Source organism: Geobacillus sp. 46C-IIa, assembly GCF_014679505.1.
Lineage (GTDB): Bacteria > Bacillota > Bacilli > Bacillales > Anoxybacillaceae > Geobacillus.
The window spans coordinates 306,614-321,789 of the sequence record NZ_CP061474.1 but is presented as its reverse complement, the minus strand read 5'-3'; the positions used below and the strand labels follow the sequence as shown (position 1 = coordinate 321,789).

The following is a 15,176-nucleotide window of genomic DNA, read 5'->3' as shown; positions in this document are numbered from 1 at the left end:
CGTCTCATTCTTGGACATTTTTCTTCAAAAAAACGGCGACCTTGGTCAACGACCGAACGGACGGCCAAACAAGCGCAACTCTTTGTAGCTCTAGGGCTGGAGCCTCCTCCGAAGATTCTAGGCATCCACCCTCGCACCTAGATACACGCCTGAAGTATGCCCAAATGCCTCTCATCCCTTTGATATCAAGGGATTAGAGGCATTTTGTTTGCCTAGTCACTGTCGAACTTGGGACTAAGTTATCTCCGTAACAATTATAATTTCACTCCTCTTTTTTGATGTAACTATATGTATAATTTTAGTATTATTGATGTTAAAAGAATAGTTTTATGAGCATCACAATATTGTACTTATTCTTAAAAATAAAAAGTGGAAGGGTGATATTAAATGTCATTAAACAATTCATACTTCAAAAATGTCGAATCACTATCTAAAAAATTCGATTCAATAAATAAAATGGTATCCAAAAGTATGGGGCCGATTTATGAAAAATTAGATGCCCTTAGCAAACAAATTACCAATATATTCAGTAATTCCATTTTTCCTTATCTCGATGAACTTGGAAGAGAATTAAAAAATGTCACTGATGACATAATAAAGTTTAAAACCATAATAGTAGAACTTGGATATCCACCACACGAAGATATAGCAATACCCGATATACGAAGAATAGTTGCTGATTATGAAGAATTTGGTGAAGAATATGTAAAGAGTTATCTAGATGATTTGATGTTCGAAATTTATGATGAAGCATACCTAGACCATATTCTCTTAAAATGGGAAAAAATAAAATTATTTTCACCTAGAATGCCCATACTGAGAAATATTATTAAATGTCATACTCAACAGATGTATCATGCTTCAATTCCAACATTATTGCCACAACTTGAAGGTATAATTGTAGATACATTTCATCATAAAGGAACACTAAACACTAACGATTTAAAAACTTATCTTAAGTATTTACTTATTAACGATGAGGAAAAATTATATTCTTTTAAAGATGCTCTATATGTCTATTATACGAAACATATTCTAGTTCATTTTGAGCACGGAAAGGAAGTAAATTCGAAAATAAGCAGACATGCCATATTACATGGTGCTATAAATAATTACGGCAACAAGGAAAACTCCTTGAAATTAATACTCCTTTTTGATTTTTTAATTGACTGCATTAACCAAATCGATGAGCAAAAAATTATATTGGCAAAAAGGAATTAAAAAAAGACCTCTACGATGAACAAAATGCCTCTCAATCCTCGAAATGATGAGAGGCATTCATTATATACTTTATCAATTATCATAATATATACTCAAAAAACCTGTCACATCAGAAGCACAAAAATTCTCTTATGCTGTATATTTTGAGTTTATAAATTTTGAAGCTTAGCAGTATAGGCGTCATCTTTCATGATTTTTTTGAGTTTAAAAAACCCTTTTATTAGGAATTCTATCCAATAGATCTATATTTCTTAGACTACTCATTTTATTATAGATATAGTTAATATCTATTTTTCCATACATATCCAATGGTAGTAAAATTTTTAATTTACTTAACCTTTTTTTCGTTAATGATAAATTATAAGTATAACTTTCCGCTGCTTTTCTTATTGTCGTAACTAAAAACAAAGCTACTAATGGAGTTAACCCTTCAGGCAGATATTCCTCTTTTGGTTTTAGTATCCATATATTTTGTCCCGAGGAAAAGGGATGATGCTGGTAGAAAGTTGATCCCGTACTTCCATCAAGAGCGATTGTAATAACCCCCCCCTCGTTTACCAAATCCTCAACTTTTTTTACATAGCTTACAATTCCGTTATTAGCGGAAGATCTCCCTAAAAACGGAATGGCATCTGGATCATCCATACAGGACTCAGTGAAATTTATTTTGTCACTTTGTTTAGGCGAAATAATATCAAAGTACTCGCTTAATATAACTTTTTTCATCAAAATAATCTCACCTCAAAAATAGTTATTTCTAAACAAGTATGCAATATATTCATTCACAGTATTTTGTAAGTCTTTATCTGTAACCGTATAGTCATAATCTGCAAAAACCGTATATACCCATTGGTCTTTATATGTTACCTTTCTTTTAAAGGAGAAATCAGTAACTTCTCTTTTTCTATATGACTCCAAAAATTGTTGATATTTCCGTTCAGAATCAGGCCCGGGAGTTCTTGTTTTTTGATGCTTTATTAGCTCGTAACCATCATCGAATTTTGCGAACCACGTTTCTCCGTCGTTCTCGTGTCCCGTTTCAAAAACCAGAATAATCGTTTCGGTACCTTTGGGATAGAATAAATTTTTCGGCATCTGAATAGAGGCAATCAGTCTATTTTTTAATAAAATTCTTCTTTTTATTTCATCTAACCTATTATGTTTCTTTGTTCGAGATGACACAGCATTGACAGGAACAATAGCGATACCAATAGATCCCGGTAATAAGACGTCAAGCATGTATTCTACAAAGCGAATTTCGGGATAGACAGAATCAGAATAAGGTGGATTTACAAATCCGACATTACACCCAAAACTCTTCAATTCATTTTCTAGTGAAAAACAATCCCCTTTATAGAGATGAGATCGACCGTCCTTATTCAAAAACATATTTAAAGCAATAATAGTGTAAATACTTTTATCTTTTTCAACACCGTAGAGGTTATTATTTTTAAAATATTCCTTTTGATCTTTTGTATACCTTTCATCCATCGCTATTTTTTTCCATGCAGAAGTTAAGAATCCCCCCGTTCCAGCGCAAATATCCAAAACTTTCGAGTCTAAATCGATATTAGCAATATCGCAGAATAACTTAGTTATATGTGATGGAGTTAATACAATTCCTAAATCAGATCCCCCTGATGTTGAATATGAGAGAAAAACATTAAAAAATAAAGAAATAATATCTAACTCGCTGTTCTTGTAATAGTCAAAAAGAATGTTATCAACCTTTTTTACCAACTCTAATAACGCTCCGTTTGGAAACACCTCTTTTACATCTTCTTTTTGGGCATCTTTTAAACCCAGTAAAGTAGATTTTAACTCGTTAGCAATAATATCTTTGTTTTTTAACTTCGAGGCTTCGATTTTTCTTTCTACTGTTTGCCATATAGCTATAGCTAACTCCTCGTCTCCATTCAAAATGGAATAACTCATTTTAAATTGGGGATGCTCTAGCGCAAAAAGGATAGCTCCTAGCACATACAATCTTTCGTGCTCAATAACCCCTAAATAATCCCGAAGAAAATTATTAATTTCCGTTGCTTCTTTATTAATCAAAAGATAGTCATGTGCATATTTGTTTTTAGGTTCTATAGCTGTATACAATTTTTCCCTATATGTTTTAATATTAGATAATTCATGAATGTTTAGATTGCTGAAAGTTTCAGCGCCTTTTCTCCATGCGTATGTATCAATCAAAAGGTTGTCAATCGAATTCCCGGAGATACCAATCGCAATTACGTCAAATTCATCCTTCAATTTCGATGCATACCATAAAGCTCCATTCACTGCATATTCGTCTATCTTCGCATCAAACTGTTCTTCGTACATGTGTTTGTTTAAGTCTTTTTTATTTTCGATTACTATGACTAAATCATTAACTTCATCATGAATAATGTATTCTGGATAACCTTGTTTCGAAGTACCTCTCTTAGAAGCACTAGATAACGCTTGTTTTATTTTTGGGTTAGAAGATTGCTTCGCCCATACCTTTACCTTTGGGTCAATATGATTGAAATTCCCGTCCACATAACCATTCTTTCTTAGTAAATTAAAGACAATCATATCAGTTATTTTTTCCGTTCTAACCATTGGAACTTACTCCTTCTCAAAAAAATGATTTTTTAATTATATATTATCAATTCATCAAAAAATCTTCTATAAAAACTGTATACATGCTCTCTGGAAAATTAACATCTTAACTATGAATCTGGAGAGATAATAACCATGTCCATAAAAGTACCAATATTTTCCGTGAAAATGCCGAACTGGCGCGAGATTTTCATCCCCGGGTGGAGGGCAGATCGCCGCCCATGGATCTTTTCATGAAAAATCAATCACTTTATATATCCATTTATTTCATCAATCCACAAAAATAAACATGGATAAAATTCACTTACAATCTAATGTTGAAAATAAACAACTGGAACTCACATTATTTTCACAAAAAAAATCCCCCTGCCAAACGGCAAGGGAATGCCTATTATTTCTCATCATACGGGCGATATTTCTTACGCAATGCCTCAAGTTCTTTTTTTCTTTCTTCAATATCCCGCCGTAAAAACAAGCTATCACCACGTAATTTTTTTATCGGATTCAACTTGCCAGCGGAAATCATTTGACTAATCCGTTGACGAGTAACTCCAAGAATTTCAACCACTTCGGAAGTGGTGAGGACTTCATTTTTAATGAAGCACTCCACTTCTTCCCGGTTCTTCAAGTGGTATTCCATCATTCATCACCCTCGAATTTCAATTTGTATTTGATCACGATCATGATCACCCAAGCTGCAACAAGCACCAACGTGATCCATCTTAAAATCGTCATGTTGTGGAAATCAATTTCGTTCAACCAAGACAGGAACAACATTGCGAAAAAGCAATCTGTCGCTTCGATTTTTTTGAACCATTTCTTCATTGGAATTTGTGTGGAAGAACGGATATAATATTCTTGAGAGGGTGAGGTTGGCGGTAACCCCACCCCCTCATTAGTTTATCGTTTTTTCTTCTTTTTCTTGCGCTTGCGCTTCGCATCGATTTTTTCGTTGATTTCGAGGATGGTTTTAATCAACGTTGCGAGAGCCGCAAGCGTAAGAATGATTTCCTTTACCACTTCCACACCGCTGTTCACCTCCTTTCGATTATATAATACCTTATCTATTTACAATTGTCAATAGTTATAACAAAAAAATCCCCAAAAAAGGGGATTTTTATGATGATTATTCTTTTGTAGGAAGCAAAACATCCTCCTTGAAACCTTGATTTTTTTAAGTTTATAGATTTACACCCACAAGCCATCGCAAGAAACGGTGTTATACATCGATCCATCTTCAAGGCCGATATTTACAAATCCATAGCTAGCTCCATCCGCAGCAAGAGAGTCCCAACGTCCGTCAGTACCACGAGCATAATAAACTTGCAACCAATGCGGGTTTGTATCGCCAGAGCTAGGGTCATCAACAGTGGCTACATATTGACCAGCCGCAACTTGACCAATCTTCCGTCCTGACACTGAATATAAATTCTCTGTTCTCTTCATTTTGAACGTAGAATATGTTCTTCCCCCAATGGTTACTGTTCCATAACGATACTTCGATTTATACGCATTTTCCAACGCGCCTGCCGGTGGCTCAATCAACATCCCATCTCTTATTAGAATTCCGCTCGAATTGCGGAATACAATGAAGAAAGCATAGCCATCCCCTCCTGCTCTATAATTCAAGCCAAAAAGTTCGTAAGGATAAATAGTTCCGATTCGGTTTAGATCCATATCATAGACCGGCAGTTGCTTTCCAGACATATTGATTGCAACGATATTCATTCCCTATCACCTCTTGCTTTTTTGTTCATTCCAAGAAAGTGGGCGCTCTCTTCCGTTTTTTTCGATATATTTCCATAGTTCTGGACGATTCTCACCACCATGATAGTATGAACTCATCCCGAATTTGTGCGTCTTCGTCCCGTTCAATTCAACATCCAAGTCGTGCAAAATCCGATGTGTATACACCAGGCCGGTTGTATCTTTTTGGCTTGTTGCAATTTCGAGAACAACCTCGAGAACTTCAAAATCCAATTTCAAATCTCTCGGATCGTCATCAATAGATACTATATCCAGCAAGTTGTTCTGTTCCATGGTTTTGATCTGTTCCGTGATTTCGGGGATGATTGCTTTTGCTTCCTTAATCAAGGCATCAGCGTGCTTCTTTTGTTGCTCCCAATTGACATTCTTGATTCTCCCGTAGGTTAGCGTGTCCTCATAAAATTGATGGTGGTCTCGGACAAACTTTTGAATGCTCTCTTTCACACCCGGCTTCCAGTTCACTTTTTGCCCAACGTATGACCGAATAGCTTCGTACTCAGCATTTTTTGATTGTTGGTTCTCTGACCTATCTTCCTGTTTGGAGCTTTGTTCTTCGTTTCGAGTCCCCTTCTCCTTGCTCTGTTCTTCTCTTTGGCTATCCTGCTTCGTGTTTCGCTCTTGTTCTGTCTGTTCTGCCTTAGGCTTGTCTGGTTCTTTCGACTCTTTTTCCGGAGAATCAGAGCACCCCGACAACAAGACAGCGACCAACATACCAATCATCGGTTTGTACAGTTTCATTTGTAAAACCTCCTAGATTTGGTATTTACCTTTATCATAAATCACCTCCTTTCCGTTTGAAAGTAGTTAGGCTCTGTATACATCAATAAAGGAATCAAGCCCTTTTTCTTTCAACTCCCTTACTCGTTTTTCAGCATTTTCCCGATCCGCGAAACTGCCTGCCACCACGCGGTAGAATACCTTCCCACCGTCCGACGGCTTCGGTGCAGGCTTTGCCTCTGACGTGGGCTTCGCTCTCCACCCATGAGCTTTGGCCAGCCCGTGTGCATGCGCCAGTGCGATCTTCCGCAGATTGTCATCCGACTTCAGAAAATCGGCATCATCCTTATTGTCAATAAACCCATTCTCGGTCAGAACGGCAGGCATCTTCGTCTCGCGGAGAACGGCAAGGTTTGCCTCTTTCTTCCCGCGATTAACAAATTTCGTTTCGGCAACAATGGTATCGTGTAAAACGTTTCTCAATGCCTGCGTTTTCGGCTTGCTCGGATACGAGCCGTTATAAATGTACGACTCGAATCCCTCTCCGCCACCTGCGTTGATGTGAATACTACAAAAATGGTCTGCTCCTAAGCGATTGGCAAAATCAGCGCGTTCGCTCAAGCTGACAAACACATCTTTGTCACGAGTGAGATAGACCTTGACACCTTCGTATAGCTCATGAATGTAGTCTCTCGTATAGAGCGCGATTTTCAGCGTCAAATCTTTCTCACGAAGCCCATTCGCCACCGCACCCGGATCGTGGCCGCCATGGCCTGGGTCGATGACTTGAATGAAGTCAGCCATGTCAATTCCTCCTTTGGTTTGTAGTAAAAGCAAATAAAAAAACGCCCCTTTACAGGCGTCATTCGTTCTTGGTTAATTGTCAGCTTTCTCGGTTAGCTTTTCATCGGCAAAGTGAGTTTTGTTGAAATGTAAATCTAAGTCGTGAATAACTTCGTGAATCTCGTCAAAAATTTTATCACCTTTTTTCGCGTCGTTCTGAATCGCTTGATTCACCAATTCTTTTGCTTTTTCTAGCTCATCCTTTTTTTCTTCTCCGTTATATTTGATTCTGTCTAAATTTCCCTTTAGTTCTTTTAGAATTCCTCTATAATCCTCGTTCGTTAAACTCGTTCCCCCATTATTCACGTTTGCTTTGTCCACGAAAATAGCTGAGTTAAGGTGCGCGAAGTAAAGTTCTGCGTTCGATTTATATTCTGGAGAATTGTTTGGATCAACTCCGACAACCAGCCATTCTTTTTGTTCCTGCTCTGATTGTTGCTGTGCCCTTACAGGTTTGGCGTCATCTTTTTCACTCATTAGGACAAAAAAACCGATCCCTAATAAAACAACAGCGACTGCTCCAGAGATCCATTTGCCCAACTCAAACCCTCCCCCTTGGCCTTATTGTGTCGTTACCATTTTAACCAATTTTTCAACTCCTTTCAAATGAAGGAGCGCCAATTCATACGCCCCTTCATTTGATAATCAGCGATACACCATGAAAGAATATGTTGTTATCACCCCTGTATATTCTTCATTTTCTCTGGCTTGATAGTACATACGGACTCTGTATCGTCCTTCTTTCTTTCCAGCTAGATAGAACTTTTTAACTGGCGTTTGATGCCTAAAATATCCTGTTTGCAATTCAACAGCCTTCCAATAACCATCATAGATTTCAAGCGCCATGACATAATCCCAAGTTGGCGCGATAAATCCGTCGCTGTTCGGATCTCCGATTCCCCCACCACTGTAATAAGCTGTTACATCAATCGAAGTAGCTTTTTCAGTATAATAGCTAGCATCAGTACATACAACCATCGGTTTGGGCATTTCACTGCAAGGCATAGTACCCCTCCATTTTTCACTTATTTTTCGTCACTTTTGTCATGGCTTTGGTATACGCCAATCGCCGCCAACAAACCAAAAACGCCAGAAACGATGATTTCAAGCGCCCCTTCGATTTGCTCTGGATCATCGACCTTCGCGATGTTCGCAATCACAAGCGCGACAATCGGGATGAAATACCCGATGATTTTCTTCCAATCCTTCATCACAACTCACCTCCTTTCTGGACAAGATAAATAAGCGCGAATAAAAAACCTAACAGCCAAGGAGTGATAGCTGTTAGGATCGCGCTAAACCACATTTTCTTGAATTCTTTTTTCTCAGCCTCTTTTTCTTGGATCAGGACAAGCGCTTCGCTTGCTTTTTGAAACGCCTCCTCCGCCTTTTTCAAGGCGTTCCGGCTTCGCTCATCAGCTTCACTGGCCATGGACGTTTTTTCCTCCAAACGAATAATTCGTTGTTCCAGTCTGTCCAATGACGACGACACCCCATTTAGCGAGTCATAAATCTCTCGCAGTGTAATTGTCACCCCGTTTCCGTCATGTGAAATGCCCATGACTTCACCTCCTTTCATGGGATATAAGTGAATATCCGCGGGTCTTCTTGCCCGATTGTCCACATCGCCACACCTTTACAACCGTATCGCATTGTGTATTCGGCAGCTTTGATGAAACTTTCAAGGTCGCCGTTCCACGCAATCGAATAGCCTTCCGAATCGCCGACATAGAAATTGCGCAGCCATACACCTGCGTCCGCCATACGGATGCGGATGGTTTTCTCCCCTTGCCAAGACGGCACGGTTACAATCGGGAGGTTTTCGTAGTCATTGGAAATCTTAATGCCTAACCCTTCATCGGGGTCAAAGCCCGAATATACAAGATAGCCTAGCTCGTCATAGCTGTACGGCCGCGTTTCTTCAAGTGCAACATGTTCCACGCCGTCGATGATCGCTGCTACCTTCTCCATCGGCTCATACCGATCATTTGTGGCGATTTGCAGTCGATAGCACTTCACGCGACAACCACTCGCATATACACCGTGCGCTCCCTTGTTTGGCGGCGCCGGAAACGTTTGTGTACTCGGATAGTCGATGACTTCCGTGTTCCCGACCATGCACTTGATATGATTGCCGTGCACTCGAACTTTGAATGTGTAGCGTTGTCCAAGCGTCAACGTGAGAGGTGCGGACGCTAGCACTTGGGAACTTCCTCCGCTCTCGTATTTCAAATAGAACCGCCCGGCTCGATGGTCAGCAACAAAGACATAACCTCGCCCAATTTGTCCGGCTTGATCGGCGCAAAAGCGAATGCCGTACACAGCGTTTCTATCGTTCACGTCAGCGCGCAAATCCGCTTCGATATGGGCGTTCATCTCGTATTGGCGGTTGACGATCAATTGCATAGACTGTGTCCTTGTATCGGCGAATACGTGCGCTTCCTCGGTGCTTGTCGCCGCATAGGGGCGCCATGCTCCAAATGAGTATCCCCTGCTCACTGGAGTGCCGACACATCGTTGTAAATCGGGGTCGGGGTTAGAGCCCGGCGGAATGTAATTTGGATCGACATGCAGGTAGTATCTCGTCTTTGCCAAGTCAGTAATGCCGCTTCGGACATGTGGTCCGAACAGGTCTTCCCAAATGATTGCCGGACGTGGAGGGCGGCGCAATAGTTCGCCTGTGATCGTCATGTTCGCCGGAAAGGAGGCCTGCACTTTTGAAACGATCCCGTTTGTCACTTCTCCCCGTTTCCACGTCGGCTGCAAATTGACGCGATACTCGACTTCCCCGCCCGACATGCCATGCTCAAACGCCTCGCAAACGATAAACCCTAGAATTTGCGCATCGTCTTCGCATATGCCAACCTCAATCGTGTTTGAAGTGCCAAACGAAAAAACACCGCAGTCGTAGAAATGCCTGTCGGGATTGACGTAAAACGGATACCATTCGGGCTGATTTCCTTTTTCCCCGATGACAAAGCCCTGTCCGTTCACGCTAATAGGAATCCGCGGGTTTAAATACGGGAAATAGACAACGGCGATCAGTCGATAGCTTCCCGCTTCTGGCAGGGTGAATGAGTAGTACAAGCGCCCGTCCTGCCCTTCGTTTCCTTCTGCCGGTTCGCATGTGTTCAGGTCTTTGTTGTAGTTGTAGACCGCCGAATGCGCTGAATAGCCGTAAAATGTATAGCCGGACAGTGTATCACGCGGCGTCCAAGTCGTGCCTGTTCGCGTGTTCCCCATCCGGCTCGTCACATCGTTCAATATTTTCTTGATGCCCGTGAACTTCGCTCTTTGGTGCTTCGAATAGCTTGTGATGTAGTCCTGTCCGTTGTACGTATCACGGAAAATCACGGTTTGATCGTTAAACGTCTTTAACGTTGCGAACTGCACCGCAAATCGGTCATACACATGCAAATACGTCTTTTCGTAGGATGATTCTTCATCATGGAATCCGGCATATGGAATGAACGATTGATTATACCAAACAAATTCGTCATTCTCGTTTCTACTGCCAGCGTTATGCTTGAACAATCCGTTTTGCCATTGTATAATTTGCCAATATCTGACGATTGTCCCTGTCCGCTTCTCATTCAACTGCCAACGGCGTCCATATGCGGCTGTTCCGACATACACCTTCTCTGGTTGCAGTACATTTTGGACATGATCTAACACCTGTTCGAGCCACCATAATGGGGTAGATGCTCCAGGCGCAGTATTGCCCGACGAGAAATCATAGGACATGATTTGAAACTCGTCGATAGCCTGATTTCCGTTCAAATCCCTTCCGCTAGCAACGGTTCGATAGTCTGTCCATTGATACCAATACGGCTCAAAATCGCCCGTCATCGCATGAAGGTTCACGCGCAATTCCAGCCCTAACGGAATACAAACCTCGTTTTTCACCCTTACAAGCAAATCGCGATACTTTTCCGCTTCTTGATATGAGCGACTTCGAGACGAACTTTTTTCAAAGTCCATCTCAATCCCTTTGATGCGGTTCGGGAAACGGTTCATGTAGAGTTCGGCGATTTTCCGCAGTTGTCGGATGAACGTGTCTTGTGCATTGTTCACGTTATCTAACATCGGCTCTACCCGACTTTCATTAAAACAAACCATTTGTAACGACCACTTGATACTCGGGTAGTGATCCACCAAAAATCGCAACGAATCTCTCATCCAATAGCGAATGCCGCTCTCGTCATCGGTCAAGACTGGATACGCTTCTCCGGCCTTGTAATGATAAATCGAACCGTCCGCTAATACACCGAAATCGTGAAGACCAAACGCATGTATTTTGTCGTGATGTTCTAAAAACGCGTACCAAAAGTTGCGCTGATCGCCGCCCCAATTCTTCCAAGCGTTCGGGTCAATGATTTCCCATAAGCCTGTTGAGACTTCTCTCGCGTATTGCTCAAATTCAGCGTTTGACGGCTCATTTAGCGACCAAGATAACAGCTTTATCATGGCTTGGACTTCCCTTCCTGCCATTGAATGAGTTCGACAACTCCCCAGTACCCAATGCCAACGTCTTGCATTTTCCCATTAACTAGCTTGTAAAACTCGATGCGAATCCGGTTCGAGCCATAAGGCAAGCCCATGAACAATTGACGCCTTATCTTGAGCGTTCCGTTGCCGACAGGCAGGCTCCGGCTCGCCCGATTGGCCGGAACGCCGTTGATCGACGCCTCGTTCCTTGAGCCCCACAACCGAATTTCGCTTCCGGCCGCGCCGCCTTCAAAGAAAAATTCGCGGCTGTATCGCTTATTTAAGGGATGTTCCGGCTCGTCGGGATATACTCGCTCGTATTCGTCCACATAGTCTCCGTAGTTGGTGGAAATCCGCAACAAATCGAAGTCGTTTTTCGCGTATAGCGTGATGTCCACGACAGTAGTCGTCAGTTGACGTGAGAAGTCTGTTTCGTACACGTTTGGCACGATAATCGCTTCATGTCCTCGCCCGACAATGTTGTAGAAGCGATTTTTCACATTCTCGAATACTCGCGGCTGATCGCCTAAATAAACGTCTCCCCCAACGGCCGTTGATGTTTCGTCCAGTGTTCCGTATGCAGGTTGGAACCATTCCGCCGTGTTCGGAATGGCAGCCGTCGCCTGTTCGCCTTCTTGCAATTGCAAGTCAGTGATGCGGATCGCTCCGCGCCGCAGGTTTTCAGCGACTAGCTCAAATTCGATATGATCCACTTTTTTTCGTTGAAATTTGGTCAATGTAGCGAGAAATCGCGTCCAATCTCCTTTATTCATACCATCACCCGTCTAGCGACCAACGTGTTTCCGACGGATGCCCTTTCCACAAAGTCGCGATTGAACCGCTTTGCAGCATGATGTCGGTGACATTCACCTGCCCCGATTGGCAATTCTCCACGACAAACTCAATTTCAATCGCCGAAACGCCCCGATCGGGGTTTTTCACTTCGATAACTTGATTGAGTAATTGGAACATCATATCGTCTCACCTCCGGCCAGTGACAGCCAAATTGGCTCGTCTTCTGTTCCGTCCGCGTACTTGATGCGAATGTAAACACCGACGCGCCCCCTCCCGACTTGCAAGTTTTCCGCCGCCACTCGCATGCTGATGGAATACGAATCGCGATGGGACGGGTAGACGATTTGCTTAAGCGTCTTGGTTTTCCCTTCTTCGGCCGTCGCCTTGAACGAAGCGTTGCCGCTGTATCCGTTGACCGGATCAATCTCCCATCCACTATTCGTCCAATAGTTGAATCCGTCATCGGCACGGGAATTCATAAGGTAATTAAAAACACTCAAATTCAGCAAATCTTGTCTGTCTACCGTATCCTCCGATTCCAAAACGGATGCCGCTTCCTGAACACCCGACAGCAAATCAGACAGCGTCGGTTGTGGACGTTCAAGCTCCACTTCCGATTCCCACGGCTTTTTGATGTTGTACTTCCAACGAACAATGCGCTTCTTCTCGTTGATGCCCAATTCTTTGTCGTACACAAACACGTTATCGCCAAGGGCGAATTGTTCATGGCTCAAACCCGACATTCTTGACAAGTCGGCGACTTTCATCACGTATGAAGCGGTCGGGCGCGAGAGGATACTCAAAGCATATACGCCGCGCTCGTAAAGATGAAACGGGTTGGTGAAACGCTCATCTTTCACGACCATCACTTTCTTCTTGGTCGTATATTGATAGTTTTCGATATAAGGCAATCCTTCTGGATGAGCGTCTTCAATCGTCATATTGTTCTTCCCGTACAAGTACAGCTTTGTGACAAGATTTTTCGTACTGTAGTTCACTTCGATTTCCTTCATGTTTTTCCGATAGACGATAGACGCTCCGGAATCCCTTCCTTCCGGCCGCAAGAAATCGACTGTATTGTTGCTTGTGTTGAACCACAACTCGCCCGTAAAGACGTTGGGAAGCTCTCTCAATGCTTTCAGCCGATTCGTTAATCCTTCTTCCAACTGAAGGTTTCGACGCTCTGTCACTTCTACGCGCCCGACTGTCCACCCCGTCCCGTCCAGAATATCCGCCATGATTTGTTCCGGCGTCGCGTCCTGCCAACTCAACGCTTTCATCGGCTCGGTATATTGCAGGTCGTACCATGTCGCTTCGCAATACACAACAAGTTCGAGCCGTCCTCCCGCTCTCACTTTCGAGACATCCCGAATGAAATAACGCTGATTGACGACTTCGACGATGTTTTCATTTTGAATGTATTCTCGTTTTGGATCGTTGTATGGAAGGGAAAACGTCAGCGTATCAACACTGCCAATCTCTTGTTCCAAAATCGGGTCATCCGCGTTTTCCAATACGCCAAGCCGATTCCCGTTTTGGTCATACACGACCAACAAAGCATTGGACAGTCGATTGTACAAGGGTTGCTGTCGTTGCGGCGGTTGGCTGTTGTATCGAATTTTTCCGAGTATGTTATACCGTCCGACTCTCAACTGATTGTATTTCAGCATAGGCGTCACCTCACGCCACGACTAGCCAAGGCGAGCAATAGGAACTTCGTTGAAACAACGCTCCGCTTGCCGGAAACGTTGACGGCATATCCCCAAAAGGAATGTTTGTCGCCCGATAGCCACCATAAACCGTATGAGGGTTTGGTCGTTGGGCCAAATCTTGCAGGAACGTTTGAGCATCGAATTTCACGATAGGAATGGCACTGACTTGATTCAGTCCGTCATAGTACGCTGTCGCCCCATCGTGCCTTGCAATCCAATAGAACCCCGGTTCTAACTCCAAATCAATGTCCACCATGCCCCACCCTCCGGCCGCCGGAATGGTGATGACAGGGCTTTGAAACAGCAATTCGCTCGGCCGCAGGCCGTTATCGCGATAAATACCGATTCGCAACGATACATTCGTGCTTGCTGAATTCAGCTTCATCGCCGCCTTGCCGAACCGTGTTTTTGTCGGCACCGGAAAAGGAAAAGCGTCAATCGTGTTGCCGTAAACCAATATCCGAAACGCGGGCACGTGGCTGTTCACGTTCGCCGTTCCGTCTGCATTCAACGGATTGTAATCGCGCCGAAAATGGCTGACATACGTTCCCGACAACGGATAAAACGGCTCAACTCCCGCCGGATTATTAGCAAGCAACAGCGAATGTTGATCCACCGCCTGTTGCAACGATGGAATGCTTCCGACGCTCCCGTCTATGCTTTGCCGCCATGCTGAAACGTTGGTGATATACGTGAAATCCGCCGCAATCGTATCGTTCAAATTTTGTTGCTCATGAAAGACGACAACACCGTGCGCCGGACTGATTTCGTATTCGCTCGGGTCAACTTGGGCGCCGTTCCGGTAGATAATCGGCGCAGGGTTGTCAAGCCAATTTCGTATCGCCCCTTCATAAATCCGGTAGCGAATAGTCGGATCGTCTTGATCGGCCACAGGCGTCAATACGTGCCCTGTCTCTTGCGCCGTCTGCATTTCCAAAACCGCCTGCATTTTGTTGATGTCATGTTGCAAGCCCGAAATATGAGCCGCCAAAATGTCTTGGCTTGTTAGGTCTCGATAAGGAGTTTGCGCCATGGTTTCAC

17 protein-coding genes are annotated in these 15,176 nt (G+C 43.1%); 1 reads left to right on the top strand and 16 read right to left on the bottom strand.

All coding sequences use genetic code 11. From position 1 onward, the window contains the following. Positions 1–387: 387 nt before the first annotated feature. Positions 388–1,221 (top strand): hypothetical protein, encoded by an 834-nt coding sequence (locus IC803_RS01615; protein WP_190304250.1) that lies wholly within the window; start codon positions 388–390, stop codon positions 1,219–1,221. A 204-nt stretch (positions 1,222–1,425) separates the two neighbouring features. Here the strand turns inward: IC803_RS01615 and IC803_RS01610 are convergent, their stop codons facing one another. The 16 genes from IC803_RS01610 to IC803_RS01540 form a co-directional block, all read right to left on the bottom strand. After that, positions 1,426–1,947 (bottom strand): restriction endonuclease subunit S, encoded by a 522-nt coding sequence (locus IC803_RS01610; RefSeq protein WP_081207172.1) that lies wholly within the window; start codon positions 1,945–1,947, stop codon positions 1,426–1,428. 15 nt (positions 1,948–1,962) lie between these two features. Next, positions 1,963–3,813: an HsdM family class I SAM-dependent methyltransferase gene (locus IC803_RS01605; protein ID WP_081207173.1), complete on the bottom strand. Its 1,851-nt coding sequence runs from the start codon at positions 3,811–3,813 to the stop codon at positions 1,963–1,965. Between the two features lie 391 nt (positions 3,814–4,204). Further along, positions 4,205–4,453 carry a helix-turn-helix domain-containing protein gene (locus IC803_RS01600; RefSeq protein ID WP_081207174.1) on the bottom strand — a complete coding sequence of 83 codons (249 nt, stop codon included), beginning with the start codon at positions 4,451–4,453 and terminating at the stop codon, positions 4,205–4,207. Between the two features lie 260 nt (positions 4,454–4,713). Continuing rightward, the gene (locus IC803_RS18300; RefSeq protein ID WP_255396830.1) at positions 4,714–4,839 is read right to left on the bottom strand and encodes a hypothetical protein; all 126 of its coding nucleotides are present in this window, start codon (positions 4,837–4,839) and stop codon (positions 4,714–4,716) included. A 162-nt stretch (positions 4,840–5,001) separates the two neighbouring features. Next, a complete protein-coding gene (locus tag IC803_RS01595; RefSeq protein WP_081207175.1) occupies positions 5,002–5,541 on the bottom strand; it encodes a hypothetical protein in 540 nt (179 codons plus the stop codon). 6 nt (positions 5,542–5,547) lie between these two features. Continuing rightward, positions 5,548–6,318 (bottom strand): hypothetical protein, encoded by a 771-nt coding sequence (locus tag IC803_RS01590; protein ID WP_081207176.1) that lies wholly within the window; start codon positions 6,316–6,318, stop codon positions 5,548–5,550. A 66-nt stretch (positions 6,319–6,384) separates the two neighbouring features. Then, the gene (locus tag IC803_RS01585; protein ID WP_081207177.1) at positions 6,385–7,101 is read right to left on the bottom strand and encodes an N-acetylmuramoyl-L-alanine amidase; all 717 of its coding nucleotides are present in this window, start codon (positions 7,099–7,101) and stop codon (positions 6,385–6,387) included. Between the two features lie 72 nt (positions 7,102–7,173). Beyond that, positions 7,174–7,680: a hypothetical protein gene (locus IC803_RS01580; RefSeq protein ID WP_081207178.1), complete on the bottom strand. Its 507-nt coding sequence runs from the start codon at positions 7,678–7,680 to the stop codon at positions 7,174–7,176. 105 nt (positions 7,681–7,785) lie between these two features. After that, complete coding sequence (locus IC803_RS01575; RefSeq protein ID WP_081207179.1) at positions 7,786–8,145, bottom strand: hypothetical protein; 360 nt, start codon at positions 8,143–8,145, stop codon at positions 7,786–7,788. Between the two features lie 20 nt (positions 8,146–8,165). Then, positions 8,166–8,351, bottom strand: a complete 186-nt coding sequence (locus tag IC803_RS01570) for a hypothetical protein (RefSeq protein WP_081207180.1) — start codon at positions 8,349–8,351, stop codon at positions 8,166–8,168. Further along, entirely contained in the window at positions 8,351–8,701 is a 351-nt protein-coding gene (locus tag IC803_RS01565; RefSeq protein ID WP_081207181.1) for a hypothetical protein, read from the bottom strand. The genes IC803_RS01570 and IC803_RS01565 overlap by 1 nt, the downstream gene beginning before the upstream one ends. Before the next feature lie 14 nt (positions 8,702–8,715). After that, the gene (locus tag IC803_RS01560) at positions 8,716–11,607 is read right to left on the bottom strand and encodes a glycosyl hydrolase family 18 protein (RefSeq protein ID WP_081207182.1); all 2,892 of its coding nucleotides are present in this window, start codon (positions 11,605–11,607) and stop codon (positions 8,716–8,718) included. Then, positions 11,604–12,401 carry a hypothetical protein gene (locus IC803_RS01555; protein WP_081207183.1) on the bottom strand — a complete coding sequence of 266 codons (798 nt, stop codon included), beginning with the start codon at positions 12,399–12,401 and terminating at the stop codon, positions 11,604–11,606. The genes IC803_RS01560 and IC803_RS01555 overlap by 4 nt, the downstream gene beginning before the upstream one ends. Before the next feature lie 4 nt (positions 12,402–12,405). Then, positions 12,406–12,603 (bottom strand): hypothetical protein, encoded by a 198-nt coding sequence (locus IC803_RS01550; RefSeq protein ID WP_013144108.1) that lies wholly within the window; start codon positions 12,601–12,603, stop codon positions 12,406–12,408. Then, positions 12,600–14,093, bottom strand: coding sequence for a phage tail spike protein (locus IC803_RS01545; protein ID WP_013144107.1), 1,494 nt, complete (start codon positions 14,091–14,093; stop codon positions 12,600–12,602). The genes IC803_RS01550 and IC803_RS01545 overlap by 4 nt, the downstream gene beginning before the upstream one ends. A 10-nt stretch (positions 14,094–14,103) precedes the next feature. Further along, positions 14,104–15,168 (bottom strand): hypothetical protein, encoded by a 1,065-nt coding sequence (locus tag IC803_RS01540; RefSeq protein WP_081207184.1) that lies wholly within the window; start codon positions 15,166–15,168, stop codon positions 14,104–14,106. Between the last annotated feature and the right edge of the window lie 8 nt (positions 15,169–15,176).

Coding starts and splice junctions, on each gene's coding strand:
- IC803_RS01585 (WP_081207177.1), bottom strand. CDS start 7,101: ATGGCTGACTTCATTCAAGTCATCGACCCAGGCCATGGCGGCCACGAT.
- IC803_RS01565 (WP_081207181.1), bottom strand. CDS start 8,701: ATGGGCATTTCACATGACGGAAACGGGGTGACAATTACACTGCGAGAG.
- IC803_RS01610 (WP_081207172.1), bottom strand. CDS start 1,947: ATGAAAAAAGTTATATTAAGCGAGTACTTTGATATTATTTCGCCTAAA.
- IC803_RS01605 (WP_081207173.1), bottom strand. CDS start 3,813: ATGGTTAGAACGGAAAAAATAACTGATATGATTGTCTTTAATTTACTA.
- IC803_RS01575 (WP_081207179.1), bottom strand. CDS start 8,145: ATGCCTTGCAGTGAAATGCCCAAACCGATGGTTGTATGTACTGATGCT.
- IC803_RS01545 (WP_013144107.1), bottom strand. CDS start 14,093: ATGCTGAAATACAATCAGTTGAGAGTCGGACGGTATAACATACTCGGA.
- IC803_RS01570 (WP_081207180.1), bottom strand. CDS start 8,351: ATGAAGGATTGGAAGAAAATCATCGGGTATTTCATCCCGATTGTCGCG.
- IC803_RS01550 (WP_013144108.1), bottom strand. CDS start 12,603: ATGATGTTCCAATTACTCAATCAAGTTATCGAAGTGAAAAACCCCGAT.
- IC803_RS01590 (WP_081207176.1), bottom strand. CDS start 6,318: ATGAAACTGTACAAACCGATGATTGGTATGTTGGTCGCTGTCTTGTTG.
- IC803_RS01560 (WP_081207182.1), bottom strand. CDS start 11,607: ATGATAAAGCTGTTATCTTGGTCGCTAAATGAGCCGTCAAACGCTGAA.
- IC803_RS01615 (WP_190304250.1), top strand. CDS start 388: ATGTCATTAAACAATTCATACTTCAAAAATGTCGAATCACTATCTAAA.
- IC803_RS01555 (WP_081207183.1), bottom strand. CDS start 12,401: ATGAATAAAGGAGATTGGACGCGATTTCTCGCTACATTGACCAAATTT.
- IC803_RS01600 (WP_081207174.1), bottom strand. CDS start 4,453: ATGGAATACCACTTGAAGAACCGGGAAGAAGTGGAGTGCTTCATTAAA.
- IC803_RS01540 (WP_081207184.1), bottom strand. CDS start 15,168: ATGGCGCAAACTCCTTATCGAGACCTAACAAGCCAAGACATTTTGGCG.
- IC803_RS01595 (WP_081207175.1), bottom strand. CDS start 5,541: ATGAATATCGTTGCAATCAATATGTCTGGAAAGCAACTGCCGGTCTAT.